The organism is Burkholderia ambifaria AMMD, from assembly GCF_000203915.1.
GTDB lineage: Bacteria > Pseudomonadota > Gammaproteobacteria > Burkholderiales > Burkholderiaceae > Burkholderia > Burkholderia ambifaria.
Genome location: NC_008391.1, coordinates 1,974,184 through 1,999,999, shown reverse-complemented (window position 1 = coordinate 1,999,999; position 25,816 = coordinate 1,974,184). Strand labels below are relative to the sequence as shown.

Here is a 25,816-nt window from a genome sequence, read left to right as displayed (position 1 = left end):
TCACGATGGCGTGCCGTCGATCGACGTCACGCCTTCCGTGTCCGCCATCCACGGCGGCATTTCTCGGAGCAACTGATGAAACCGCACGCGCGTACAGAAAAGCAGGCCGTCGATGCGGCGGACCTGCAACACGAGGCCGGCGCACCGGCCGCTGCGCGGTCGCTGCCGTACGAAACGATCGCGCTCGTCCTGCAAGGCGGCGGCGCGCTCGGCGCGTATCAGGCCGGCGTGTTCGAAGGGCTGCACGAAGCGAACGTTCCGCTCGACTGGATCGCAGGCATCTCGATCGGCGCGCTGAACACCGCGCTGATCGCCGGCAATGCGCCCGAACATCGCGTCGAGCGGCTGCGCGAATTCTGGGAAACGATCTGCCAGCCGGCGTTCTTTCCCGCGATGCCGGCCGCGTTCGAATTCGCGCTGTTCAACAGCATCGACCAGATCCGCACGTTCTTCACCGCGTCGCAGGCCGCGAGCGCGATGATGCAGGGCCAGCAGGGATTCTTCGTGCCGCGCTTCCCGCCGCCGCTGCCGGGCGTGTCCGATCATCCGGAAAAGATCAGCTGGTACGACACGTCGGCGCTGCGCGCGACGCTGCTGAAGCTGTGCGATTTCGACCGGATCAACTCGGGCGAGACGCGCGTGTCGGTCGGCGCGGTCAACGTCGGCACCGGCAACTTCGTGTACTTCGACAACTCGCGCATTCGCCTCACGCCCGAGCACTTCATGGCATCCGGCGCGCTGCCGCCCGCGTTCCCGCCCGTCGAGATCGACGGCGAGTACTACTGGGACGGCGGCGTCGTGTCGAACACGCCGCTGATGGAAGTGCTGCGCGCGCGCCCGCGCCGCGACACGCTCGCGTTCCAGGTCGATCTGTGGAGCGCGCGCGGGCCGTTGCCGCGCACGATGGCCGACGTCGCGGAACGCACGAAGGACGTGCAGTATTCGAGCCGCACGCGTTTCGTCACCGACACGCTGCAGCGCGAACAGCGCTACCGCAACGTGCTGCGCCACGTGCTCGAGCAGGTGCCGGAGGAGCAGCGCAAGAACGATCCGTGGTGCGTCGAGGCTGAAGCGATGTCGAGCGGGAAGAAGTACAACATCCAGCACCTGATCTATCAGCAGAAGGCGTACGAGCACCACTACAAGGACTATCAGTTCGGTCTGTCGACGATGCGCGACCACTGGTCCGCGGGTCTCGACGACATCCGCAAGACGCTCGCGGTGAAGGACGGCCTCGCGCTGCCCGTCAACGACGCGGGCTTCGTCACGCACGACATTCACCGCCGCCGGTAATGCCCTGTGCGGCGGACCGGCGCGCTGCCTGCGCCGGTCCGTCCTCTATTCCGATTCGACATGCCGATTTTCCTTGCGCTGTTCGCGCTCATCGCCATTGGATGGGGCGCGGTTCACCTGTTTCACGTCATCGCCGCGCAGTTCGGCCAGCCGGTCGCGATCGCGGCCGCCGTGCTCGCCGGCGCCATCCTGATCGCGTTAATCGCGTGGTGGATCAAACGCCGCCGCGACATCGCGCCGAACACGAAAGAGCAAGGCTGGACCCATATCGTGCATCGCGCATGGGGCGAGGTGCGCGTGTCCGCGTCGCAGGGGCTGCTGTGGCTGTCGCAAGACGGCGCGGACGGCCGCTATACGCTATCGCAGCTCGACGGCTGCGAGGCCGCGCCGATCGACGGCCGCTGGCATCTGGTCGTGCGCGTGCGCGACGCGGTGCGCGGCGAATGGAAGCTGCCGATGATGGACAAGCGCGATGCACGGCGCTGGGCGCGCGTGCTGATGCTCGCTAGGGACAACCGGCTGTAACGGGGCGGCGCCGGGTGCTGGTGCTGGTGCCGGCCCTGGCGTGGGCGTTGGCACCAGCTGGCCCGCATGTGGCCGCGCCCGGCGACAGGCAGAAGCGTTCGACCTCGCGCATGCCGCGTCCGGTCGAGTCGCCACCGCGGCATGCGTCCTGAACGGCAGCGCGATTCCCTACCGCGCGCCGAGCGCCCACAACGCGTCGAGCACGTGCTGTGTCGAGCGCTCGACCGGGCCGACCCGATGCGCGATACCCAGTTCACGCCACAACGCCGGACGCAGCGGCCGCATGACGATGCGTGCGTCGGGCGGCGGGGCGCCCGCCTCGTGCGGCAGCAGCGTCGCGCCGTAACCCGCGGCGACCAGGCTCTTGATCGCATCGTTGTAGTTGAGTTCGATGCGTGGCTCGGGCCGATGGCCGCCGAGCGCGAACCATTCCGTCGTGAGCCGCGACAGGCGGGTGGTCGCATCGTTGAGAATCAGCGGACGCGCGGCCAGATAGGCCGGCGTCACACGCGCCGGAAGCCGCCAGTCCGCGGGCAGGAAGGCCAGCACCGGATCGCGCCGCCACGCGCGGATCGACAACCCCGCGACCGCCGGCTGCGGCAGCGCGACCAGCCCGACATCGAGCGTGCCCTGCGCGATGCGCGCCAGCGTGTCTTGCGACGTGAGCACCGCGATCTGCACGTCGATATCCGGATGCCGCTCGCGCAACCGAGCCACCGCCTGCGGCAACAGGTGGGCGATCGCGCCAGTCGACGCGCCGAGGCGCACGCGACCGGTGAGCCCCTGCACTTGCCGCTCCACGTCGTCGAGTGTCGATTCGACCTCGGCCAGCAAGCGGCGCGCCCGCTCCACCAGCACCGCACCGATGGTCGACGGCCGCACGTTGCCGCGCGTGCGCGACAGCAACGGCGCGCCGATGCGGCTTTCGAGTTCGGCGACATGAAGACTGACCGTCGGCGGCGCCAGATGAAGCAGTTGCGCGGCGGCCACGAACGATCCCTGGTCGGCGATCGCGACCAGCGTACGCAATCGGTCCAGACTGATCTCGCGCATGCGTCACCTCTCGTTCAGGAAAACTGAATCCGGCAATCAGGAAATTCAACTTTTCCTATTCTAGGCGTTCGGTGGACGATACGGCTTTCCCGATGCCCGAAACGAGGAACGCGACCATCATGAGCCTCCCCATTGTCTACATCGACGGCGACCAAGGTACGACCGGATTGCAGATCCACGAGCGCCTGCGGGATCGCACCGACCTGCGGCTCGTCACGCTGCCGGATGCCGAGCGCAAGGACCCGGCACGGCGCGCCGAAGCCATCAACGCATCCGATATCGCGATTCTGTGCCTGCCCGACGCCGCGGCGCGCGAAGCGGTCGGCTTCATCCGGAATCCGGCGGTACGCGTGATCGACGCGAGTTCGGCCCATCGCACCGAACCCGATTGGGTCTACGGTTTTCCCGAGATGGTCGACGGACATGCACAGACAATCGCGCACGCGCGGCGCGTCACCAATCCGGGCTGCTATCCGACCGGCGCGGTCGGCCTGCTTCGGCCGCTGCAACAGGCGGGCCTGCTGCCGCGCGATTACCCGGTATGCATCCATGCGGTGTCCGGTTACTCGGGCGGCGGGCGTGCCGCCGTCGACGCGTTCGAATCGAACGGCGCCGCACGCGCGCAACCGCTTCAGGTCTACGGCCTCGCGCTCGCGCACAAGCATGTGCCCGAGATCCAGCTGCACGCGGGGCTCGCGCACCGTCCGCTGTTCGTGCCGGCATACGGCGCGTATCGGCAGGGCATCGTGCTGACCGTGCCGATCGAGCTGCGCCTGCTCCCGGCCGGCGTGACCGGTGAGGCGCTGCATGCGTGTCTCGCGCACCATTACGCCGGCGCGCGCCGCGTCGAGGTCACGCCGCTCGCAGACACGCGCGCGATCACGCATCTCGATCCGCAAGCGCTGAACGGGTCGAACGACCTGCGGCTCAGCGTGTTCGTCAATGCCGAGCACGGTCAGGTGCTGCTGGCCGCCGTGTTCGACAATCTCGGTAAAGGGGCGTCCGGCGCGGCCGTGCAGAATCTCGACTTGATGCTCGGTGTGGCGAGCGCGGTGAAAGCGGCATAAGCCGCGCGCGGGCACCATCGTCGGTCGGCCCGGCGCATCGCGGGCGCCGATGCGTCAGTGCCTACTAGACACAGCGGCGCGCGACGCGTCTGCATGCCGTAAATAGGCGCCTGCCGATGCGCCGCACATGCCCCCGTAAAAGCTCACCTTTGGCCGATTTCAGCCCGCATCGTCGCTCGCCGCGGCGTTCAACCCGGCGAGCGCCTCCACCAGAAAATCGACGCACACGCGCACCTTCGCCGACGCCGCGACGCGTTCCGGATACACGGCCCAGATGTTCGCCGGCTGAATCGCGTCCGGCAGCACGCGACAGAGCTCGCCGCGCTCGATCAGCGGCGCCGCTTCCCAGATCGAACGCAGCACGATCCCGCGTCCGGCCAGCGCCCATTGCACGGCCACCTCGCCGTGGTTCGTCGACAGCGCGCCGCCGACCTTCACCGTGGCCGTTTCCCCGCGCACGTTCAACCGCCAGACGCCGAACGGATGGTCGCGCTCCTTGATTGCGAGACAGTCGTGCGACGCGAGATCCGCGAGCGTGCGCGGCGTGCCGCGCCGAGCGAGATAGTCGGGCGACGCGCACAGCACGCGATGGTTGGTGGCGAGGCGGCGCGCGATCAGGTGGTCGGCGATCTCGTCGCCGATACGCACGTCGAGGTCGTAGCCTTCGCCCGCGACGTCGACGAGCCGGTCGAACAGATCGAGCCGCACGTTGAGCTGCGGATAGCGCGCGGAGAAGTCGAGCAGCGCCGGCGCGACGACATGGCGGCCGAAGCCGAAGCTGCTCGAGATACGCAGCGTGCCGCGCGGCACCGTGCGCGTGGTCGACACATCCTCGACGAGATGATCGACGTCGTCGAGAATCTTCTCGGCACGCGCGAACACGCGCTCGCCGGCTTCCGTGACCGTCACGCGGCGCGTCGAGCGATGCAGCAGGCGCGTGCCCAGCTGCGCCTCGAGCAGCGCGATGCGCTTGCTCACATACGCGGGCGACACCGCGAGCTGCTCGGCGGCCGCGCTGAAGCTCGTCAGGCGGACGACCAGGCTGAATACGCGCAGGTCGTCGAGATTCGGCGATTTGTTCACGATTCGTGTAAAGTCGATTAACCTTTCACGTGATTCTAATCTGATTGGAAATAAATAAAATGGCGTCATGTTCCGCCGCGCACGCTGCCGGCGGCCCGACCAGCCAAGGAGGCTTGCATGAGCGACAGGACGTACAGGATTGCCGTCATCCCCGGTGACGGCATCGGCCGTGAAGTGATGCCCGAGGGCCTCCGCGCGCTCGACGCCGTGACCGCGCGCTTCGGCATCCGCTTTCAGTTCGAGCAGATCGAATGGGCGAGCTGCGATTACTACGCGCAGCACGGCAAGATGATGCCGGACGACTGGAAGACGCAGCTGTCGGGCATGGACGCGATCCTGTTCGGCGCGGTCGGCTGGCCCGCGACGGTGCCGGATCACATTTCGCTGTGGGGTTCGCTGCTGAAGTTCCGCCGCGAGTTCGACCAGTACATCAACCTGCGGCCCGCGCGCCTGTTCGACGGCGTGCCGTCGCCGCTGGCCGGCCGCAAGGCGGGCGACATCGACTTCATGATCGTGCGCGAGAACACCGAGGGCGAATATTCGTCCGTCGGCGGCACGATGTTCGAAGGCACCGAGCGCGAAGTGGTCATTCAGCAGTCGATCTTCACGCGCCACGGCACCGAGCGCGTGCTGAAATTCGCGTTCGAGCTCGCCCAGCGCCGCGCGAAGCGGCTGACCGTCGCGACGAAGAGCAACGGCATCGCAATCAGCATGCCGTGGTGGGACGCGCGCGCAGCCGAAATGGGCGAGCGTTATCCCGAGATCGCCGTGGACAAGCAGCACATCGACATCCTGTGCGCGCGCTTCGTGCTGCAGCCCGACCGCTTCGACGTCGTCGTCGCGTCGAACCTGTTCGGCGACATCCTTTCCGACCTCGGGCCGGCCTGCACGGGGACGATCGGCATCGCGCCGTCGGCGAACCTCAACCCCGATCGAACCTTTCCGTCGCTGTTCGAACCGGTGCACGGCTCCGCGCCGGACATCACCGGCCAGTTCATCGCGAACCCGATTGCCATGATCTGGTCGGCGGCGCTGATGCTCGACTTCCTCGGCAACGGCGCCGGACGCGAGCGCGAAGCGCATGACGCGATCGTCGCGGCGATCGAGGACGTGCTGCGCGCCGGGCCGCGCACGCGCGATCTGGGCGGCCAGGCAGGAACGCAGGAAGTCGGTGAGGCGATCGCGGCGCGCATCGCCGGCTGACGGAATGATGTGAAGGGGGCGCGAGGTGGTCGATGGATGTCGTGTTCGAGGGTGAGCAACACGACTGACTGCCGCGCACCTTCGTCTATTTCGATGTGCGCGTTTGCATTCATGCGTACGCGCATGCGTGTGTGTCGTTGTCGATTTCAAATCGGTGAGTTGCATCGCGCATCGATGCACACCGATTGCATCTCACCGTGCGTTTTGCGAAGGTGCCGCGGATACCGCGTTCGAATCACGTGCGCTTCGCGTGCGATCGGCAACCGATCACGCACGTTGATGCGCGCGGTACTGCGTCCGTCAGCACATTCGCGCCGTTTCCTGCGACGATTGATCGGTGAGACGCAGCGCGTGAAGAGTCACACCGTTCCGCACGGAATGCTCCATCTCCCGTAAACACTCACCTCAACACGCAGCTCCCGTATTTCCTCACCATTGAGCACAGGAGACGCGCTCGATGCACGATCGAGCGCGTTCACGTGTCGTCATCGTGCTGCGTCACAGCCCGAGATCGGACAGGCTCGGATGATCGTCCGGACGACGCCCGAGCGGCCAGTGGTACAGGCGATCCGCTTCGCGAATCGGCAGGTCGTTGATGCTCGCGTGGCGATGCGCCATCAATCCGTTTTCGTCGAACTCCCAGTTCTCGTTCCCGTATGAGCGGAACCAGTTGCCCGCGTCGTCATGCCATTCGTATGCGAATCGCACCGCGATGCGATTTCCCCCGAACGCCCACAGCTCCTTGATCAATCGGTAGTCGAGCTCGCGCGTCCATTTCCGCTGCAGCAGACCGACGATCTCGTCGCGGCCCGTCACGAACTCCGCGCGATTGCGCCACTGGCTCTGCGGCGTATAGGCGAGCGAGACGCGCTGCGGGTCGCGCGTGTTCCACGCATCTTCGGCGGCGCGCACTTTCTGGCGCGCCGTGTCGAGCGTGAACGGCGGAACGGGGGGACGAACTTCCGGGGAAGCGGACATGGAATGCTCCTGTTCAAGGTTCTGGCTGCGCACGAACGCAGCCGGTTGGGACGCACTACTTCGCCGCTCGAGACACCGTATCGAGCAAGAGTTCTGCCGTTGCGCGCGCATCGCGCGCGGCGGTTACATCGCCGCTGACGAGCGCCACGCCGATCGCGCCGTCGATCAGCACCAGCCATTGACGCGCGAGACGGGCCAGCCCGCGACGCTCGACCCCGGCGTCGTCGGCATACGCGTCGAACCGCTCGCGCACGAACGCCAACAGACGCGCCTTGTGCATACGCGCGACGACGCGCACGGGATCGTCGGCGTCGGCAATCTCGCCGGATGCGTTCAGGAACGCGCAGCCGTGAAAATCAGGTTGCGCAAACCAGTCGCGCAGCGCATCGAACATGCCGAGCAAGTGCGCGCGCGGCGACTTGCCGCGCGAGAGCGTTGCATCGACGAACCAGCGCATCCAGCGTTCGTCACGGCGCTCGAGCGCGGCGACGACCAGCGCCTCCTTCGATTCGAAATGCGAATAAAAGCTCTTTCGCGCGGCGCCGGACCGCTTCACGATCGCATCGACACCCGTGGCGTGGATGCCGCCCGAGTAGATCAGCGCTTCGGCCGCGTCGAGCAGCCGGTCGCGAACGGCCGGTTCGCCGGAGAGGTCATCATGTGTGTTCATGGGTTTACGGTAGAACGATCGTTCTCCCTCGTCAACAACCGTGTGGTATGGCCCTGGCGGTGGGAGGGGTGAACGTGGGCTGGTGCCGATGGCGGGCGGCGGTGGTTCGTCGTGTCGAGTCTGTAGTTCGAACCGCGATGGTCGAACGGTGAAGGAATCGAATAGCGGGCAGCGCACCGATCGACGTCGATCGGCTGCTGAAGGGTGAATTCGCACGTCATTGATCGCCTCACGCATCGAGGCTGCAGCGTGATTGCGCTGTGCGGTGAGGTGCTGCCAATGTGCCGCCGCGGGAACAGAGCAAAGCCGCCGTCAGCGGATGATGCGGAGAGGGCTCGCTACTCAAGCACGGCAAGAGAAAGCGGAAGGGCGGGAAGAAAAACACGCGTCGGGCGACGCGACAAAGAATGGACTGGTGCGCGGGGGCTTGATGGGTGAGGTGCATGCGCGATTGCATGTCACCGATGCATCCGGCGGAATCGCAGCGTGATCGCCGTCGTTCCGCAAACGAGAAGGGGTGTGCCAGCAGGCGTTGCGCAACGCGCAACCGCTGCATTGCGCGCCCCAAACGCGTCATGAAAGCGCGATCGAACCGCCATACAGCACGCGAGCACAGCTCCCGAATAATCTCACCTTACGCGCTCGTCGAAGCCGATCGGCCCGACAAACGCTCGCGCCGGCACGCGCCGGGCAGTCGGCAAACGCGCCGCGCTGCCCCCTCGGCACTCAGACCGTCCAGTCGAGAATCACCTTGCCGCTTTCACCGGACAGCATAGCGGCGAAGCCTTTCTCGTAATCGTCGGCCGCAAAGCGATGCGTGATGATCGGCGACAGATCGAGGCCGCTTTGCAGCATCGCGACCATCTTGTACCAGGTCTCGAACATCTCGCGACCGTAGATGCCCTTGATCTCGAGCCCCTTGAAGATCACCTGGTTCCAGTCGATCGCCGTCTGCGCGGGCGGAATGCCGAGCAGCGCAATCTTGCCGCCGTGATTCATCGCCTCGAGCATGCTGGTGAACGCGCTCGGCACGCCCGACATCTCGAGGCCGACGTCGAAGCCTTCCGTCATGTGCAGGTCGGCCATCACGTCGCGCAGCGACTCGCGCGACACGTTGACCGCGCGCGTCGCACCCATCTTGCGCGCGAGTTCGAGCCGGTAGTCGTTGATGTCGGTGATCACGACGTTGCGTGCGCCGACATGCTTCGCGATCGCGGCGGCCATGACGCCGATCGGGCCCGCGCCGGTGATCAGCACGTCCTCGCCGACGAGATTGAACGACAGCGCCGTGTGCGTCGCGTTGCCGAACGGATCGAAGATCGACGCGAGATCGTCGGAAATCTCGGGCGGGATCTTGAACGCGTTGAACGCGGGAATCGCCAGATACTCGGCGAACGCGCCCTCGCGGTTCACGCCGACGCCGACGGTGTTGCGGCACAGATGCCGGCGCCCCGCGCGACAGTTGCGACAGAAGCCGCACGTGATGTGGCCTTCGCCGGACACACGATCGCCGATCGCGAAGCCGCGCACTTCCTGCCCCATCTCGACGATCTCGCCGACGTATTCGTGACCGACGTGCATCGGCACGGGAATCGTTTTCTGCGCCCAGTCGTCCCACTTCCAGATATGGATGTCGGTGCCGCAGATCGCCGTGCGGTGAATCTTGATCAGCACGTCGTTGTGTCCGACTTCGGGGCGCTTCACGCGCGTGAGCGTGAGGCCCGGGCCGCGTTCGAGCTTTGCCAGTGCTTTCATGGTCACGCCTCCGTCAGATGATGCCGAGCGACTTGCCGACGCGCACGAACGCGGCGACCGTCTGATCGATCTGTTCGGGGGTATGCGCGGCGCTCATCTGCGTGCGGATGCGCGCGCGGCCACGCGGCACGACCGGGAACGAGAAGCCGATCACGTAGACGCCTTCGGCGAGCAACTTGTCGGCCATGTTCGTCGCGAGCTGCGCGTCGCCGAGCATCACCGGGATGATCGGATGGGCGCCCGGCACGAGCGTGAAGCCCGCGGCGGTCATCTGCTCGCGGAACCGCACGCCGTTCTCGCGCACACGTTCGCGCAACTTCGCGCCTTCGTCGCTGCCGAGCAGCTCCAGCACCTTCAGCGATGCCGCGGCGATGCTCGGCGTCAGCGTGTTCGAGAACAGGTACGGGCGCGAACGCTGGCGCAGCAGCTCGATCACCTCGCGACGCGCGGCGACATAGCCGCCCGATGCGCCGCCCAGCGCCTTGCCGAGCGTGCCGGTGATGATGTCGACGCGCCCGTCGACGCCGCAGTGCTCGGGCGTGCCGCGGCCATGCGCGCCGATGAAGCCGACCGCGTGCGAATCGTCGACCATCACGAGTGCGCCATAACGATCGGCGAGGTCGCAGATGCCTTTCAGGTCGGCGATGATGCCGTCCATCGAGAACACGCCGTCGGTCGCGATCAGCTTGTGGCGCGCGCCCGCGGCGTCGGCTTCCTTCAGCTTCGCCTCGAGGTCCGACAGGTCGTTGTTCTTGTAACGGAAACGCTTCGCCTTGCAGAGGCGGACGCCGTCGATGATGCTCGCGTGGTTCAGCTCGTCGCTGATCACCGCGTCGTTCTCGTCGAGCAGCGTCTCGAACAGGCCGCCGTTCGCATCGAAGCAACTCGAATAGAGGATGCTGTCCTCGGTGCCGAGAAACGACGCCAGCGCGCTTTCGAGCTGCTTGTGCACGGTTTGCGTGCCGCAGATGAAGCGCACCGATGCCATGCCGAAGCCGTCCTGCTCGAGACCGGCCTGCGCCGCGGCGACCAGGCGCGGATCGTTCGCCAGGCCCAGATAGTTGTTCGCGCAGAAATTCAGCACGCCGGCACCGCCGGCCAGCCGCACGGCCGCCGCCTGGGGACTCGCGATCTCGCGCTCGGTCTTGTAAAAACCGTCCGCGCGGATCTGGTCGAGCGTCCCGCGCACCTGGGCGAGAAAGGCATCACGCATCGCAAAGCTCCTGACAGGGATTCGCATTCCGCAGCGCCCCGCTCGTGGCGGCGGCGCAACGGCCTGCTACTGTTATAGTCGGTCGTTCGGTTGACCGCATTTATCCAATATTCCGAACTAGAATTCGAAATACCGAACAACTCTAAGCGAACGGAAACCAAATGGCAAGTTCCTCCGCGTCGCGGCGCACGCCTGCCGCCGCCGCACCGCAACCGTCGGGCGTGACGCCGCCGCGGGTCGGCGAGCAAATCCAGCGCCTGCGCAACGAGCGCAAGCTGACGCTCGACGACCTGTCGCGCGCGGCCGGCGTATCGAAGTCGATGCTCTCCGAGATCGAGCGCGACAAGGCCAATCCGACGATCGCGGTTGCGTGGCGGCTCACCAATGCGCTCGGCATCACGCTCGACGAACTGTTCTCGCAACCGAAGGCGGCGGAGACGATCCGCGTGGACGGCCCGCACGACATTCCGACGCTCGCCGGTCACGACGGCCGCTATCAGTTGCGCGTGTGGGGCCCGATCGACCTGGCCGGCAAATTCGAGTGGTACGAACTGACGCTGCCGGGCGGCGGCGCGCTCGTATCGAACGCGCACGAACCCGGCACGCGCGAGCACCTCACCGTGCTGCACGGCGCGATGGAAATCGATGCCGCGGCCGCGAGCCGGCGCCTGAAGGCGGGCGACACCGCCCGCTACGCGGCCGACACGCCGCATGCGATCCGCAACCCCGGCAAGGCCGAAGCGCGCGCATTACTGATCGTGATCCATCGCTGAAAATGCGGATAGCTGGCCGAACGGCCAGTTGCGGAAAATACTGTATGTTTGTACAGTATAGGGACATTCCGCCATGCATGGCCGGGTCGGCGCACCGAGGCGCCGCTCCGGTCGACAGGAGCCTGCGATGACAGAAGAACAAGATTTGGCCGCGCTCAGCTTCAAGGCTGCCGCGCACGACCTCGAGCTGATCGTCCGCCATATAGCCGAGCGCTACATCCGTCAGCGCGTCCCGCTGTCGTGGCGTCTGCTGCACGCCATCGAAGCCGAGGCGCTCGCCGATCTCGGCTTTGCCAGCCGGCACGACGCCGGCATGCGTCAACTGTTCGAACGGCCGTCGGACATGACCTTTCCCGAAACAGACGATCCGATCGACTTCGGCCGGTCGAACGCGCTGCCCGCCGTCTTCTCGTTCGCGGTTCTCGCGTATGAAGCCGCGGCGCGGTCGCAGGAAGCCGCGCACCGCGAGCGCGTTCAACGTCCGTCCAAGGCATGGGGCAACTGATGCCCCGCCCGGATCGTCCGACACGGCGGCCGGCTCCCGCATCCTGCTGCCCGCGATGTTGCGCAAAGGGCTACCATATACGCAACTAACGGAATAAATAATATGTCCCTTCCCACGCCCTCCGACACCCCTGCACGCCCGGAAGAAAAGGATCTGTTCGACCGCGGCGCATCCGACTGGATCGTGTCGCCCGAAACCGCATTCGACGCGTGGCTTGCCATGCAGGACTACCGCCGTTCGTCAGCCGACGTCTATCGCGCCCAATGGGGTGCGTTTCTCACGTGGCTGCGGGCCCACCAGAAAAACCTGGCGACAGTCGATACCGCATCGATCGCGAACTTCGTCGGCGAGCTGCCTATCCGGAAAACGCAGCGCATGCGCTATCTTCGGCTGATCGAGCGCGTGCTCGACCACATCCGGCGCACCGAGCTCGCGTCCACCAATCCGGCCCGCTTCATTGCTCAGGATGGCGAAGCGAACTGGCGCCAGGCACGCGACAACGAGCCGACCGGTTTCCTCACACCGGCCGAACGCGCGAAGCTGCTGGCTTACCTGTTTTCGCCGATCGGCGTATCGGGCTCCGCGTACTGGAAAGAGCGGCGCGACCGCGCGCTCGTCGCTGCGTTTCTCGGCGCCGGCGTGAAGACCGGCGAAGCACGGGCGCTTACTATTAGTTGCATCAACACGAGCGGAACGTCGCTCCAGATCCCGTCGACGCATCCGGATTTCGCACGCGAAACCCATCTGGCGTCGTTCGCGATCGCGTTGCTCGAGGCGTGGCTCGTGGAGCGCAAGCGTCAGGAGATTCCCGGCGAACTCGTGTTTCCGGCGTCGCACACCGGACGGCCGATGCACAAGGCGACGATGCTGCGCGCGATCGATGCGATCGTCGAATCGGCGGGGCTCACGTCGTCGCGCAGCGCGCGCGCGAGCCCGCAAACGCTGCGCAACACGTATGCGGCCGAACTGTTCGAACACGACGTGCCGCCCGAGCGGGTCGGCAAATGGCTCGGCTTCATGCGGCCGATCTCGTCGAACCGCCTGCATCGCGCATGGAAAAACTGGCGCGACGGTCTCGCCAACGGTGACGCGCTCGTCCCCGACGAAACTCACTGATGCCAAGCACGGCTGCTCACGCGACATGATCCGTGAGCAGCCTTGCGTGGCCTAGCCTCACCGTTTCACAGCTCCCGAAAAACCTCACCTCACGCATCCCGCATTACCTCACCTGTGCGATTGCTGTGCCGGCTGGCGCGTCAGTCGCGTGCAAAACGCGCGATCGCTTCAAATCGGGAAGGCCACGGCCCCGACGCATGTTCGCATTCGGGGCACGAAACTTCGAACCCGTCATCGCCTTGCGCCAGTTCCGGTTCACCGTCGCAACGCGGGCACTGGCTCGGCACCGGAACTTCGTGGTCCAGCGACGTACCGATCGCAGCATACGCGTCCGCATCCAGTTGACCCGCATTGGCCAGGCGCCGGATCAGCGCGGCGATTTCCGGATTCATCCCTTGGCTCGCGCGCAGCCTATTCGCGTCGCGCGTCGCGCGTTCCAGTTCATCGCCCTGGCTGCGCAACTGTTCCTCGAGCCGGTCCGCACGCGCCTTGGCCGAACTCAATTGCTGAAGGAAATCGAATTCCTTGCGCTGCACGTCGCGCAAACCGCTCTGGTAGGTCGCCGCCATGCTGCGCAACGAGTCCAGCTCGACCAGCATCGGTTTGACGCGACGCTCGGCTTCGGCCACCGCATCCTTGATCTGCTGCGCATAGTGTTCGGTGCGCTGCTGCAATTCCGCTTGCAGCGTATCGATGCGGTCGCGCAGCGCGGCGTTCTGCGTCTGCTCGGCGTCGACGCGGGCGGCCATCGCGGCCAGTTCCTTTTCGAGGCGGGCGATCGTGGTGAGCAGCGTCGCTTCATTTGCCGAACCGTGCGTCGATTGCGAGGCCAGCTGCACTTCGAGCTCGGTCACGCGCGCCTGCAGCTGGTCGTTGCGGGTTTCACTGCGCGTCAGCGCGCCTTCGAGTGTTTCCTGGCGAACAGCTGCGTCGCGCAGCCGCTGTTCCGCATCGCTCACGCCGGCGCGAATCTGTTCGCGGTCGACGTCGAGACTTTCCCTCGCCGCCTTTAATGCTTCTTCATATAGTGCGCCGAGCAAGGCGCCGGCCTTTTCCTCGACCGCTTTCGGAATCGCCGCGCCGTCGAGCCGGACTTTCGACGCGGTACGGATCCGTTCCCAGAAATGGTCGATGTCCTTCGGAATGTCGCTGGCACTGCCAGTCTGGGTCAGATCACGGACGTTGGCGGCCGACGGCCGGATGCCGAGATCGAAGAACAGGCGCTTGCACGCATGCAGCGACAACTCCTGGCGGCGTGCGCCGCTCGCGCGCAGCGATTCCAGTTCTTCCCGAATGGCTTCACGCATTTCATCCAGCGTCATGACAGCCTCACAGACATTGAGATGTTGCGATCATAACGAAATACGTATTTTTTGATACTTATTTTGATCGGCCGTGGCGAATTTACGTCGCTGTGCACAGAAACCGGGGCTGTGAGCCGATTCGGTCGAAGCAGCCGTGAAACAAAGCGAAGAAAACGAGCCAAGTGCTTGTACTGAAAGCGTTTTGGAGCAGATCCCGAAAAAGTGCATTTGTTTCACATGCCGAGCGTCATCGTAGCCTGTCGGTGTTCAGGGTTTGGGGTCTCTGTGGAAAACTCGACGACAGATGTCTTGAGAGTATTAGAAGTAAACACCCTTGAACCCTTAGTTAAAAACGTTAACGCCACGGCACAGCCTTATGTACCAAGGCTTTCCGGCCGACAAGGTGAAGTTTTACGGGAGCCAAGGTGATGTTCTGCGGGAGCTGAAGTGATGGGGTTCGGGGAGCTGCGTGAGCCGATGCAGGAAAGGTCGTGAGCGGATTCGGGATCACAGTGAAACACGAGATTTCCCAAAGGTGAGGTTTTTCGGGGCCACACAGCCGCGGAACCCGCGCTGTTCCTGAGCGCACAGTTTTCTGCCTGTGCAGACACAGGTGAGAATTTGCAGGACCTTCTTCGCGCCCTCATTCTGCCCATCTTTTGGGCAGTTTTCGTGAAAGGTGAGGTTTCACGGGACGCCACAGGGTTTTGCTGTGAGGGTTTCCGGGAAACGAGCGTCATTTTGCACCGCAAAGGTGCCATGTGGGGACTGTGAAGCTCCAAAGGTGAGGTTTTTCGGGAGCGAAACCCGGGTTTTCCTGGCCGGATCCCTTGAGGTGAGCTTTTTCGGGGCATCAATCACAGGGCGGCCATGCGCCATATGGGTGAGTATTTTCGGGAGCTGCGTTTGCCTAAAAATTAGTCAAAGGTGAGGCTTTTCAGGGGGCGTCGCAGGGAAAATTCGCTGAAAAGCCCGCCCGGACTGACCGAAATCTGATTTTCGCTGTGCCACCTTTTGGCACAGGTGAGAATTTTCAGGAGCCGACAGGCAGCTGTCGCATTCGGCCGGATGCCGGAAAGGTGAGGTTTTTCGGGGGATGATCGCCGGGCCCACCCGAACGCCTGCCGCACATAAGTATCGGATGCCATTGACATTTTTGATACCGCGGCGGTTACGGTGAGGTTTTTCGGGAGCGGCTTTCGCATCCGTTGGAGCGCCGCTTTTTTCAATAAGGTGAGGCTTTTCGGGAGGTCCTGGCGGCTGATCCCACGTGTGTCGGGGATTCCTCGGCATCCCGGTCACAGAATTCCGAGCCGGTGAGGTGAGAATTTTCGGGACCGAACGGTTTCTGTGCGCTGTACAATGCGCGCCCGGGCCTGCGAAACGGCTGGGATCGACGCGGCAGAGCGCCTTTTTGGCGCGGATTTCCGGATCACGGAGGAAATCGCGGTCTCCCGCTCTGCCACGGCTGTACATGCATACAGGCCGGTGCGGGCCCATTCGAGCGCGGCCGTGAGACCCAATAGCGACCCTGTGACGAGGACCCGGAAGCGCAGTCGTAAAATTACGACAAATCGAAAGGTGAGCCGATACGGGAGCAAGTTTCGCACGTGTCGAGCACAGGCAAAAATCTGTGAATCCACGCATCCCGCGACACGTCTGGACGAGTCCGAAACGCTGTAAATCCGGACCGGTGAGGGTTTTCGGGAGAGGGTTGGGGTGAGTGCCGGTTTGTACGCGCACATCACCGGCTATGGTGAGCATGTCGTTCTGGACGCACATCACCACAGGCGCTATCCTTCCGTGAAACTTCTCCCTCCGACCCGACGCATGGCCACGAAGCGCGCCAAGAAAACCGATGTGGATGTGGTGAGTGCCAGTTCAGCCGAATTGCGTAAGGCCGTCGAGGCGATCGCAATTCAGCCGAAAAGCGGCAAGATCACCCTCCTGACCCGCAAGCTGTTCAACGTCCTGCTCGCCGTCGCGCAGCAGGCCGACGACTCGGGCGACACCTACCGCGCGCTGCTGTCGGATATCGTCGCCAACTCCGCCTTCGATTCGAACGACACCGCACTGGTGAAGGAACACCTGCGCCGCATGGTGTCGGTCCAGGTCGAATGGAGCACGGGGACGTCGAGCCAGAAGCCGGGCCGCAAGTGGGGGATCTCGACGCTGATCGCCGATGCCGAAATTCTCGAGGATCCGGCCACCCGTCGCGTGTGGGTCGAATTCTCGTTCGCACCGAAGATCAAGAAGAAGCTGCTCGACCCGGTCCAGTACGCGCGTCTGAGCCTGCAGTTCCAGAGCCAGTTGCGCAGCAGCGCCGGTCTCGCGCTCTACGAGATCTGCGTGCGCTACCTGACGAACCCGAGCCACCTGACGATGCGCGAGCCGTGGGAATGGTGGCGGCCGATCCTGTCGGGCACCCCCGATACGGAGGCCGGCGACGAGGCGAAGCGCGAGTACAAGTACTTCAAGCGCGACTATCTGCGTCCGGCGATCGCCGAGGTCAATGCAGTCACCAACATCTTCGTCGAGCTGATCGAGCATCGCGAAGGGCGGCGGGTCGCGGAGATCCAGTTCCGCGTGACCGAGCGCAAGCAGCCGATGCTCGCGCTCGACGAGCATCCGAACGTGTTCGACAGCACGCTGGTCGACCGGATGGTGAAGCTCGGGATTCCGCTCAAGGAAGCGCAGACGCTCTACGCGGACAGCGAGGAAAACCGGATTCGCGCCGCGCTGCAGATGACCGAACAGCGGATGCGCAGCACGACGCTGCCGCCGGTGCGCAGTGCGCCCGCGTTGTTCAAGGATGCGCTGAAGAAGGGTTATGCGCCGCCGGTCGAGTCCGTCGACACGCTGCCGTCCGGCATGCCCGCCGCGAAGGCCGTCGCGGCGCAGCCGGATGATCTGAAGGCGCGCCTGTTGAGCGAATTCTCGGCGTTCCGCCGCAAGGAAGCGAAGGTGCTGTACGAGGAGCAGGGCGACGCGGAGCGCGAAGTGGCGCGCGAGTCGTTCGAGTCGGAAGTGTTGCCGACGATGGGCTCGCACCTGCGTGACGACTGGCGCAAGCGCGGTCTCGATTCGAAGCTCGCAGAGACGGCATTTTTCGACTGGCTGGCCCAGAAGACCTGGGGCGAGCCGACCGACGGCGACCTGCTGTCGTTCACGCTGAATCAATCGCGGGCCGCCTGAGGCCCGTTCAGGCCCCTCTGACGGGCCGCCGCCGGCCGCCCGCCCAACCGGCGGGCCCGGCGCATCGCCAGGCCCTGCCGGCCGTTTCCCTCACTCCGACAACAGCATCCGCTCGAGCTGCTCGAGGATCGCGTCGCGCTTGTCCTTCGGGAGGCCGCGCAGGCGCAGTTCGATGCGGTCTTCGCCATACGACTTCAGGTCGCCGACCGACTTGCCGCCGAGCTTGATCTCGAGACGCTGCGCATAGCGCTGGCGGCCCGCTGGCTTCGGCGTCTCCTGCGCCGCGACGCGGCCCTTGACGATGTCCGATACCTGGCGCGTGCTGAGATCGTCGGACACGATCTTGTTGATCAGCCGCAGCGTTGCCTCGGTACCGCGCGCATTGTGATATCGGCCGACCTGATACGCCATGTTCGAACCGAAGCGATCGGGGCGCGCGACCATCTCCTGCATCACGGTTTCCGGCAGCTTGCCGATCGACAGCGCAACCGCGACCGTCGACTCGTCGAGGCCGAGATGTTCGGACAGTTCCTTCTGACTCTGGAAGTGCTTGTCGTCGAGGAAGCGGCGCCACACGACGGCGTTGTCGAACACCGTCTGCGAATCGCGTTGCACGTTCAGGTCGTAGCCGAGCTTGTAGCTCTGGATCCCGATCGGCACGTCGATCACGATCGCCTTCACCGACTCCTTGTTCGCTTCCTTCAGCGCGCGCACGCGACGGCCGCCGTCGCTGACGAAATACGTACCCGGATTGTCGTAGTCAGGAATCACGTGGATCGCCTGCTGCTGCCCCTGCTTCGCGAGGTTGACCGCGAGCTCGGCAATCGACGATTTCAGATAGAAGTGCCGCGGGTTGAACGGGCTGTGCTTGATTGCCTTCAGCGGTAGCTCGATCACCTGGCCGGGCGCATAGCGACTCTCGAGGCGCCACGCGCGATATTGCGGCGATTCGTCGACCGACGGATCGAGCAGGACTTCCATAGCCGGCGGCGGCGTGATGTCCTTCTTGGCGGACTTCGTCGGGGCCGGCGTGGCCGTGTCGGACTTGACGATGCCGTCGATGGCATTGAGCCGATCAAGCGCCGTGCGCTTCTCGCTCGTCGTGATATCCGGGCGCGCTTGGAATCCTTTTGCAAATTGGGAGGGCTTCATGTGACTCCTTTATGCGCATAAAGTCAGGGCAGCATGGCGACGATTTCGTCGGCACATGCGCGGATTTCCGCGGCGGCCAGCTTGGCGCCGCGGTCGTTCATCTGCAGCACGGTCTGACCGAGCGCCATCGCTTGCTTGTACGCTTCCCGGGTCGGGATTTGCGTCTTCAACAACGGGAAGCCGAGTTCCTCGAGCGCGCGCTTGAGTTCGCGCGTCAGCATGCGCTTCTCTTCGGTCTTGTTCAGCAGGAAGACGGCACGGAGGTCTTCGTTCATCACTTGCGCCTGCTGGATCAGCTTGACCAGCCCGACGCTCGACCAGTAGTCGGCCGGCGACGACGAAGTCGGAATCACGGCGATCGATGCGGCCAGGAGCACGACGCCGGAGACCTTCTCGGTGATCGACGGCGGGCAATCGACGACGATGATGTCGTAGTCGTTGATGAACTTCTTGATCTCGCGATGGATTTGGCCGCCGGCTTCAGCGAGGTTGACGACGGGGAACGGGATGCCGGCGTCGCTGTCACCCGATGCGCTCGACCAGTGAATCAGTGTGTTTTGACCGTCGGCGTCGATGACGAGGACACGCTTCCCTTTCTCATGGAATGCCGCGCCGAGATGCATGGCAATCGTGCTTTTGCCGACGCCACCTTTTTGTTGAGTGACTGCAATGATTTCCGCGGCCAATTTTCACTCCTGTTTTTGGTCGTTGGAATTCTACAGGACGATATTTATATTTCAATGAAATTGTCGTTCACAAACTACGCATTGGCCATTCGGGCTATCGGTTTATGCGCATAAACGAGGGGGGATGCCAGATGGCGGCCGTGGTTAGAAGTGAGATTGCCGGGCCGCGATGATGAGTGGTGGAGCAAGCTTCACGCAGGTCGACGTCTCGGGAGCGCGTTCGAGATGCTGATCGTTGAGATGTATCAGGGCCTGCCCTTCCGCTTGTTGTGGGAAGACGTTGCCGAGACGGCGGCGGAATTTGTGCGCATAAACTTCCGCGCAGCGGAGAGCATCTACGCCTCGGGGCCTTGCTTTGAGCACGAGCCCGACCGATGAACTACGCGTTGCTTAGGGCGACGGGATACGCGTCATGTGCAGCGACACTGCATTGATTGCCCCCGGCCTTTATGCGCATAAACCATCGAGAGGATCTGCGACCATTCGCGGTCGCCCCGTCGGCTCGCAAGCGTAAATCTCGCCCCACGACGATGCTCCGAACAACATCCCGTATCGCCTCGCTGATCAGTCGACGCATCGGTATGCATGAGCCCGGCTGCGGATATCGGTGGACCGCCCCGCTCTGGGAAGCCACAGCTTTATGCGACCGATAAACCATATGGCGGTCCCCCGGCTCGTAGCCCGCACGCCATAGAGATGCGTCGTGCAATTCGCCCCGCGCTATTCGCGAGCGAAGACGGCTCACGTATCGCCCCCAGCCCGACGCACTTTATGCGCATAAACGCATCACGGGCATCACGGGCATCACGGGCATCACGGGCATCACGGGCATCACGGACGACGGGGGCGACGGGGGCGACGGGGGCGACGGGGGCGACGGGGGCGACGGGGCACCAAATGTCATCCGAGAATTTGATTCCCCTTCCTCACGCGCGCCGGCACCGCACCAAAACGCCCCTAACCAGACTGGCTACAATACGTGCCTCTCCCATCCTGGCCTGAATGATGATCACGATCTATCACAACCCCCGCTGCTCGAAGTCCCGCGAGACGCTCGCGCTGGTCGAGGCGCTGAACACCACTGGCACGCCGGTGAATGTCGTCGAGTATCTGAAGACGCCGCCGACGGTCGAGGAACTGGACACGCTGCATCGTCAGCTTGGTCGCCCGGTGCGCGACATGCTTCGCGATGGCGAGGAGCCGTACAAGACGCTGGATTTGGCCCGCGAGAGTCTGGCCGATGCGGAGGCCTACGAAGCGATTGCCGCCCATCCGATTCTGCTGCAGCGTCCGATCGTCGTGTATCGAGGCAAGGCAGCCATCGGCCGGCCGCCCGAGTCGGTGCGGACGCTGTTCGAGTAATTGTTGGTCGGCGTATTTTTCTTATTGCGTCAGTCCGGCGCGGGCGTGCCGGATTGATCGACTGAATTCTCGTGCCGCGGCTCGCAGCGGCAATCACAGAGCGAGCCGGATCGACCCACCGGATTCACACACCGCCGGCGACTTCGCGCGCATCCCCGCCACCGGCGCCGCACTCGATGACCGCGAGCGACCGCCAGCGACCCGAGCGACCCGAGCGACCCGAGCGACCCGAGCGACCCGAGCGACCCGAGCGACCCGAGCGACCCGAGCGACCCGAGCGACCCGAGCGACCCGAGCGACCCGAGCGACCCGAGCGACCCGAGCGACCCGAGCGACCCGAGCGACCCGAGCGACCCGAGCGACCCGAGCGACCCGAGCGACCCGAGCGACCCGAGCGACCCGAGCGACCTCCCGCGTCACCGCGTCAACGTCGACAAGAACATCCCCCGGCAGCCGCCGCAACGCATGACCGCGAACGACACAGCCCCAGCCAACTCACCCCCGCTCGTCCCCCGCCGACGAAGCATCCCGATCATCCCCCACCCCCCGCCCCCCCACCGCCTGCGCCGCCGTCCGCAGCACCGCAATCTGCCCACGATACGCCCGGCATCCGCTGCAAGCCGGCAGATGCACGCGCACCTGCAGACGCTCATGCAGCGTCAACGACCGGTCGAGCGCATCCGACAGCAGTCGCGTCACGTCCCTACATTTCCCCGGCAGCATCTTCGGTCGTCAGTCCTTTTTCGCTGAGGCAGGTGCGCAGGCGCGTGCGCGCCCGATACAGCAGCACGCTGCAATGGTTCGTCGTCAACGTCAGTTCGGTGCAGATGTCGTTGATCTCGACATCGAGGAATTCGCGCATCATGAACACGCGCCCGATGTGTTCCGGCAGGTGATCGAGACACACCTGGAACAGCGTCCAGAACTGCTGTTGCTGCAATAGCGTCTCGGGGCGCGGCCACGGCCGCGGCTTCGTATGCGCGGCCCAATGCCCGTTTTCCTTGAACAGCTCGCGATCGAGCGCGGATTCGCCGTCGAGCTCCGCATCGAGCGCGGACAGGCTCACCGTCCGCTGCCGCGCGCGCAGGATGTCGATTAGCTTGTTGCGCAGGATCCCGAACACCCAGGTCTTGTGCGCGGACCGTCCCGCGAACTCGCCCGCGTGCGACCACGCAGCGGTCAGCGCTTCCTGCACGGCATCCTCGGCCGCATCGGCATCGCGTAGCTGGAGTCGCGCAAAGCGCAGCAGGTCGCGCCGCAGTTGCGTGAGATAGGGAGGATCGTCGTACGCGGACGGCATGGCGGGTCGGGAGCCTTACGAAGCGGAAGCAATCGCGTGCGCCACCGGGCGGCGCGCTGCGAGCAGCTTACTGGGCGCGACGCCGCGCTGCAACGCATGTTCCGTCACGATTTCATGAAGCCGGCCGACGCGCTGCGCTATGCTTGCCGGAACCTTGCGTCGCGTGGCGCGAAATCGCGATGCGGGCGGTTTGTAACATCAGACCATAACGATCGAGTTATCCACAATTTCTGTGGAAAACCTTGTGGAAAGTCGGGCGGTCGGCCCCGTGGGACGGTTCGCGGGCTGGCTTGCCTATAAACAGACCTTTGTAGCCTGTTTCGAATCAATCGATCCGATTCCTCACCCACCGGAAGGAGAAAGCCATGTCCTATCGTGTTGCCGTCGTCGTCGGCAGTCTGCGTCGCGGTTCCTGGAATCGCGCGCTCGCGCACGCCGTGATTTCGCTCGCGCCCGCCGATTTCTCGTTCGAATTCGTCGAGATCGGCGAACTGCCGCTGTACAGCCAGGACTACGATGCGGATTTGCCGGACGTCGCGAAGCGCTTCAAGGCGTCGATCGAAGCGGCCGACGCGCTGCTGTTCGTCACGCCTGAGTACAACCGCTCGATTCCGGGCGTGCTGAAGAACGCGATCGACTGGGGCTCGCGCCCGTGGGGGCACAACTCGTGGTCCGGCAAGCCGGGCGCGGTGCTCGGCACGTCGCCGGGTGCGACCGGCACCGCGCTCGCGCAGCAGCACCTGCGCAACGTGCTCGCGTATCTCGACGTGAAGACGCTCGCGCAGCCGGAAATGTTCATCAAGCACGACCCGGCGCGCATCGACGACCAAGGCCAGATCGTCAGCGAGGACACCCGCAAGTTCCTGCAGGGCTTCGTCGACCGCTACGTCGACTGGGTGCGCATGCTGAAGTCCGCCTGATCGCCGCACCGTTCGAGCTGCCGGCACCGGCCCGCGTGACGCGGGTCAGGTGTCGGTGTGCCGCGCATCGCGCGCTTCGCGGATGCCGAGCAGGATCTCGTCGAGCAGCGCGATGTCGAACGGCTTCGACAGCACGCGCACGTTGACGGTGCGCGTGCGGTCGAGTTCCTCCGCGTAACCCGTGACCAGGATCACGGGCAGCTTCCCCGGCCGCTTGTCGATCGCTTCGGCGAGATCGATGCCGTTCAGGCGGCCCGGCATGTGGATATCCGAGATGACGAGGTCGAACGCGTCGTTCGCGGCCGCGCCTTCGATCAGGCGCAACGCGTCGTCGGCGGTGGGCGCATAGGTGACGCGGTGTCCGAGCAGCGTGAGCAGGGCTTCCGTACCGGCCGCGACTTCGCTGTTGTCTTCGACCAGCAGCACGTGCAGGCCCGCGAGCGCGCTGGTGTCGTGCGCGACGGCCGGTGGCCGCGCGACGATGTCCTCGACGCCTGCACGCGGCAGGTAGAGGCGCACCGACGTGCCGGCGCCGACCGCGCTGTCGATCGTCGCCAGGCCGCCCGAGCGTTCGCAGAACGCGAACACCTGCGGCAGCCCGAGCCCCGTTCCCATCCCCTGCGCCTTCGTCGTGAACAGCGGCTCGAACGCGCGCGCGAGCACCTCGGGCGCCATGCCCGAGCCCGTATCGTCGAGCGAGATCTGCACGAAGTCGCCGGTCAGCGGAAAGCCGTCCTCGCGGCGCAGCGTCACGTTGCGCGCGCCGACCGTGAAGCGGCCGCCGATCGTCATCGCGTCGCGCGCGTTGACGGCGAGATTGATCACCGCGAGTTCGAGCTCGGCGACGTCGACGCGGATCGGCCATACACCGGGCTCGATCGCGACGACCAGTGACGACTTCGAACCGAGCGACGTCTTCAGCAGTTCGCGGCACGTGCCGACCCATTGGCCGATGTCGATCGTCTCGTTGTGCAGCGGCTGCTTGCGCGCGACGCCGAGCAGCTGGCGCGTGAGCGACTGGCCGTTCTTCAGCGCGCGTTCGATCGCGCCGAGTTCCTTGTCGAGATGCTGGACGCCGCGCCGCCGCGCGATCTGCACGTTGCTCGAGATGATCATCAGCAGGTTGTTGAAATCGTGCGCGACGCTGCCGACCAGGTTGCCGAGCGCCTGCATCTTGCGCGACTGCCGGTACGCCGATTCGATCGAGCGCCGCATCGACGCTTCCGCCTGCCAGCGATCCCACGCCTCCTCTTCCGCCTTCAGCCGCTTCAGCGACAGCCAGATCACCGACCACAGCGCGATCGACGGCGCGAACATCGAGATGACCAGCACGCTCAAGTGTTCGTACCATTCGCGCCGGATCGCCGACGTGCGGTACGCGCAGGTCACGTACACGGGATAGCTGCCGACCTGGCGGTACGCGACGATCTCGCTGGCGCCGTCGTGACGCACGCGCACGATGCCCGCGCGCGGATCGTTGCGTTCGTTGCCGAACGTGGTCGTGAGATCGGTGTGCGCGAGCGACGGCGGCGGCGGATACGACGCGATCACCGCGCCGTCGGAGCGCGCGAGCGCCATCGTCATCGGCGTGGCCGCGCCGCCGAGGAGCTCGCGGTAGAACGAATTGAAGTACGACGATTTCAGCGCGATCGACACCATCCCGGCGAACGAACCGTCGCTATGACGGCGCGCGACGCCCGTGTTGAACACGGGGATGTTCTCGAGCTTGAGCGGCCCCATCATCAGCCGCGAGATATGTTCGATGACCTTGCCGTCGCGAATGCCGGCGAAGTCGTCGCGGTTCGCGATCGACGCGTAGGGCGCCGGATAGTAGAGGCTGTTCGCGAGCAACATGCCGCTCGCGCCGAAGATCGACACCGCGGCCACCTGCGGATAGCCGCCGCCGATCGTGTTCAGCGCTTCGTGGATGTCGGATTCCTGGCGGCGCACGCTGGCGTCGTCCATGTCCTGCACGAGGTCGACGATGCGCGCATCGAGCGTCTCGGTCAGGTCGAACACCTTGAGCGCATGCTCCTCGGCGACGCGCACGGTGCGCATCGTCACGTCGCTCGCCGCGGCTTCGCGTGCCTTCAGGTCGTTGTACGCCATGACCGACACGTAGATGCACGGCAGCACGATCGCCGCGACCAGCAGCACGATCAGCGTCACGCGCCGGACCGCGAAATCGTGCTCGGGCGCGCCGGCCGAATAACTGCCGCCATCCTGCCAGTCGTCGGCAGGCGTGGAGGCGGGCGGGCGGGAGTCGGCGGGACGTTCGGACGTCATTGAAGAGAGCGGGTCAAGCTGCGGTGTTCAATCATAAACGAGTTGCGCCGACCCGCCGTACCCGGCGCAGCGGGGCAACCTGGTGATTCCGACGGGGTAAATCGAAAGTTTGAAAACGCTATGAATCCGGCAGCGCAAACGTACACAAAGAAAAATTTTGCGTGCTTATCTCGAAAATGATCGCGGCTGTTTTCGGAATGCCGGGGGATCGGATCGATTTTGTTCGAAATGGTGAATATGGCGAGTTGCACCGCCTCCGGTTTACTCAGAGAATCGCGCCTTGCTTTCCCTATGACAGATATATGCGCCCGCCGGCGTTTGCGGCGCGGTGTGTCGCGTGCATCGTGCCGCGGCGCCCGCGCGCGTCCGCACGGTGG

The 25,816-nt window shown here is 64.9% G+C and carries 23 protein-coding genes; 11 read left to right on the top strand and 12 right to left on the bottom strand.

What is annotated here, in order from left to right; translation table 11 throughout:
- The first annotated feature begins 75 nt into the window (after positions 1 to 75).
- Both BAMB_RS24910 and BAMB_RS24905 read left to right on the top strand, forming a co-directional pair.
- A complete protein-coding gene (locus BAMB_RS24910; protein ID WP_011659917.1) occupies positions 76 to 1,293 on the top strand; it encodes a patatin-like phospholipase family protein in 1,218 nt (405 codons plus the stop codon).
- A 60-nt stretch (positions 1,294 to 1,353) separates the two neighbouring features.
- Complete coding sequence (locus tag BAMB_RS24905; protein WP_011659916.1) at positions 1,354 to 1,818, top strand: hypothetical protein; 465 nt, start codon at positions 1,354 to 1,356, stop codon at positions 1,816 to 1,818.
- A 168-nt stretch (positions 1,819 to 1,986) separates the two neighbouring features.
- Here BAMB_RS24905 and BAMB_RS24900 read toward each other — a convergent pair whose 3' ends face one another.
- On the bottom strand, positions 1,987 to 2,871 hold the full coding sequence (locus BAMB_RS24900; RefSeq protein ID WP_011659915.1) for a LysR family transcriptional regulator: 885 nt from the start codon (positions 2,869 to 2,871) through the stop codon (positions 1,987 to 1,989).
- A gap of 119 nt (positions 2,872 to 2,990) precedes the next feature.
- Here BAMB_RS24900 and argC point away from each other — a divergent pair, with 119 nt between their 5' ends.
- Positions 2,991 to 3,938, top strand: coding sequence for an N-acetyl-gamma-glutamyl-phosphate reductase (gene argC, locus BAMB_RS24895; RefSeq protein WP_011659914.1), 948 nt, complete (start codon positions 2,991 to 2,993; stop codon positions 3,936 to 3,938).
- A gap of 159 nt (positions 3,939 to 4,097) precedes the next feature.
- On the opposite strand, the gene BAMB_RS24890 is transcribed toward argC, so the two are convergent.
- On the bottom strand, positions 4,098 to 5,021 hold the full coding sequence (locus tag BAMB_RS24890) for a LysR substrate-binding domain-containing protein (protein WP_011659913.1): 924 nt from the start codon (positions 5,019 to 5,021) through the stop codon (positions 4,098 to 4,100).
- 117 nt (positions 5,022 to 5,138) lie between these two features.
- Here BAMB_RS24890 and BAMB_RS24885 point away from each other — a divergent pair, with 117 nt between their 5' ends.
- Positions 5,139 to 6,224, top strand: a complete 1,086-nt coding sequence (locus BAMB_RS24885) for a tartrate dehydrogenase (RefSeq protein ID WP_011659912.1) — start codon at positions 5,139 to 5,141, stop codon at positions 6,222 to 6,224.
- A 498-nt stretch (positions 6,225 to 6,722) separates the two neighbouring features.
- Here the strand turns inward: BAMB_RS24885 and BAMB_RS24880 are convergent, their stop codons facing one another.
- The 4 genes from BAMB_RS24880 to BAMB_RS24865 form a co-directional block, all read right to left on the bottom strand.
- On the bottom strand, positions 6,723 to 7,202 hold the full coding sequence (locus BAMB_RS24880; RefSeq protein WP_011659911.1) for a nuclear transport factor 2 family protein: 480 nt from the start codon (positions 7,200 to 7,202) through the stop codon (positions 6,723 to 6,725).
- 55 nt (positions 7,203 to 7,257) lie between these two features.
- Positions 7,258 to 7,872, bottom strand: coding sequence for a TetR/AcrR family transcriptional regulator (locus tag BAMB_RS24875; RefSeq protein WP_011659910.1), 615 nt, complete (start codon positions 7,870 to 7,872; stop codon positions 7,258 to 7,260).
- Positions 7,873 to 8,598: 726 nt separating this feature from the next.
- Complete coding sequence (gene tdh / locus BAMB_RS24870) at positions 8,599 to 9,627, bottom strand: L-threonine 3-dehydrogenase (protein WP_011659909.1); 1,029 nt, start codon at positions 9,625 to 9,627, stop codon at positions 8,599 to 8,601.
- Between the two features lie 13 nt (positions 9,628 to 9,640).
- The gene (locus BAMB_RS24865) at positions 9,641 to 10,840 is read right to left on the bottom strand and encodes a glycine C-acetyltransferase (RefSeq protein ID WP_011659908.1); all 1,200 of its coding nucleotides are present in this window, start codon (positions 10,838 to 10,840) and stop codon (positions 9,641 to 9,643) included.
- Positions 10,841 to 11,001: 161 nt separating this feature from the next.
- On the opposite strand from BAMB_RS24865, the gene BAMB_RS24860 reads away from it, so the two are divergent.
- The 3 genes from BAMB_RS24860 to BAMB_RS24850 all read left to right on the top strand — a co-directional run bounded on the left by BAMB_RS24860 (position 11,002) and on the right by BAMB_RS24850 (position 13,234).
- Complete coding sequence (locus tag BAMB_RS24860; RefSeq protein ID WP_011659907.1) at positions 11,002 to 11,613, top strand: helix-turn-helix domain-containing protein; 612 nt, start codon at positions 11,002 to 11,004, stop codon at positions 11,611 to 11,613.
- Positions 11,614 to 11,740: 127 nt separating this feature from the next.
- Positions 11,741 to 12,118, top strand: a complete 378-nt coding sequence (locus BAMB_RS24855; RefSeq protein ID WP_011659906.1) for a DUF2471 family protein — start codon at positions 11,741 to 11,743, stop codon at positions 12,116 to 12,118.
- 102 nt (positions 12,119 to 12,220) lie between these two features.
- On the top strand, positions 12,221 to 13,234 hold the full coding sequence (locus BAMB_RS24850) for a tyrosine-type recombinase/integrase (protein WP_011659905.1): 1,014 nt from the start codon (positions 12,221 to 12,223) through the stop codon (positions 13,232 to 13,234).
- A gap of 140 nt (positions 13,235 to 13,374) precedes the next feature.
- Here the strand turns inward: BAMB_RS24850 and BAMB_RS24845 are convergent, their stop codons facing one another.
- The gene (locus tag BAMB_RS24845; RefSeq protein WP_011659904.1) at positions 13,375 to 14,556 is read right to left on the bottom strand and encodes a DNA-binding protein; all 1,182 of its coding nucleotides are present in this window, start codon (positions 14,554 to 14,556) and stop codon (positions 13,375 to 13,377) included.
- 1,812 nt (positions 14,557 to 16,368) lie between these two features.
- On the opposite strand from BAMB_RS24845, the gene BAMB_RS24840 reads away from it, so the two are divergent.
- A complete protein-coding gene (locus tag BAMB_RS24840) occupies positions 16,369 to 17,733 on the top strand; it encodes a replication initiation protein (RefSeq protein ID WP_012365031.1) in 1,365 nt (454 codons plus the stop codon).
- A gap of 90 nt (positions 17,734 to 17,823) precedes the next feature.
- On the opposite strand, the gene BAMB_RS24835 is transcribed toward BAMB_RS24840, so the two are convergent.
- A complete protein-coding gene (locus tag BAMB_RS24835; RefSeq protein WP_011659902.1) occupies positions 17,824 to 18,885 on the bottom strand; it encodes a ParB/RepB/Spo0J family partition protein in 1,062 nt (353 codons plus the stop codon).
- Between the two features lie 23 nt (positions 18,886 to 18,908).
- Positions 18,909 to 19,571 (bottom strand): ParA family partition ATPase, encoded by a 663-nt coding sequence (gene parA, locus BAMB_RS24830; protein ID WP_006751663.1) that lies wholly within the window; start codon positions 19,569 to 19,571, stop codon positions 18,909 to 18,911.
- A 225-nt stretch (positions 19,572 to 19,796) separates the two neighbouring features.
- On the opposite strand from parA, the gene BAMB_RS35555 reads away from it, so the two are divergent.
- Together BAMB_RS35555 and arsC are read left to right on the top strand one after the other, a co-directional pair.
- Positions 19,797 to 19,949 (top strand): hypothetical protein, encoded by a 153-nt coding sequence (locus BAMB_RS35555; protein ID WP_158380545.1) that lies wholly within the window; start codon positions 19,797 to 19,799, stop codon positions 19,947 to 19,949.
- Positions 19,950 to 20,573: 624 nt separating this feature from the next.
- On the top strand, positions 20,574 to 20,933 hold the full coding sequence (gene arsC, locus BAMB_RS24825; RefSeq protein WP_011659901.1) for an arsenate reductase (glutaredoxin): 360 nt from the start codon (positions 20,574 to 20,576) through the stop codon (positions 20,931 to 20,933).
- A 495-nt stretch (positions 20,934 to 21,428) separates the two neighbouring features.
- Here arsC and BAMB_RS34420 read toward each other — a convergent pair whose 3' ends face one another.
- A complete protein-coding gene (locus tag BAMB_RS34420) occupies positions 21,429 to 21,656 on the bottom strand; it encodes a zf-HC2 domain-containing protein (RefSeq protein ID WP_011659899.1) in 228 nt (75 codons plus the stop codon).
- Positions 21,637 to 22,233 carry an RNA polymerase factor sigma-70 gene (locus BAMB_RS24820; RefSeq protein WP_006751665.1) on the bottom strand — a complete coding sequence of 199 codons (597 nt, stop codon included), beginning with the start codon at positions 22,231 to 22,233 and terminating at the stop codon, positions 21,637 to 21,639. The genes BAMB_RS34420 and BAMB_RS24820 overlap by 20 nt, the downstream gene beginning before the upstream one ends.
- Before the next feature lie 365 nt (positions 22,234 to 22,598).
- Here BAMB_RS24820 and BAMB_RS24815 point away from each other — a divergent pair, with 365 nt between their 5' ends.
- Positions 22,599 to 23,153: an NADPH-dependent FMN reductase gene (locus BAMB_RS24815; RefSeq protein ID WP_011659898.1), complete on the top strand. Its 555-nt coding sequence runs from the start codon at positions 22,599 to 22,601 to the stop codon at positions 23,151 to 23,153.
- Between the two features lie 45 nt (positions 23,154 to 23,198).
- Here the strand turns inward: BAMB_RS24815 and BAMB_RS24810 are convergent, their stop codons facing one another.
- Positions 23,199 to 25,439: a hybrid sensor histidine kinase/response regulator gene (locus BAMB_RS24810; protein ID WP_011659897.1), complete on the bottom strand. Its 2,241-nt coding sequence runs from the start codon at positions 25,437 to 25,439 to the stop codon at positions 23,199 to 23,201.
- Positions 25,440 to 25,816 lie beyond the last annotated feature (377 nt).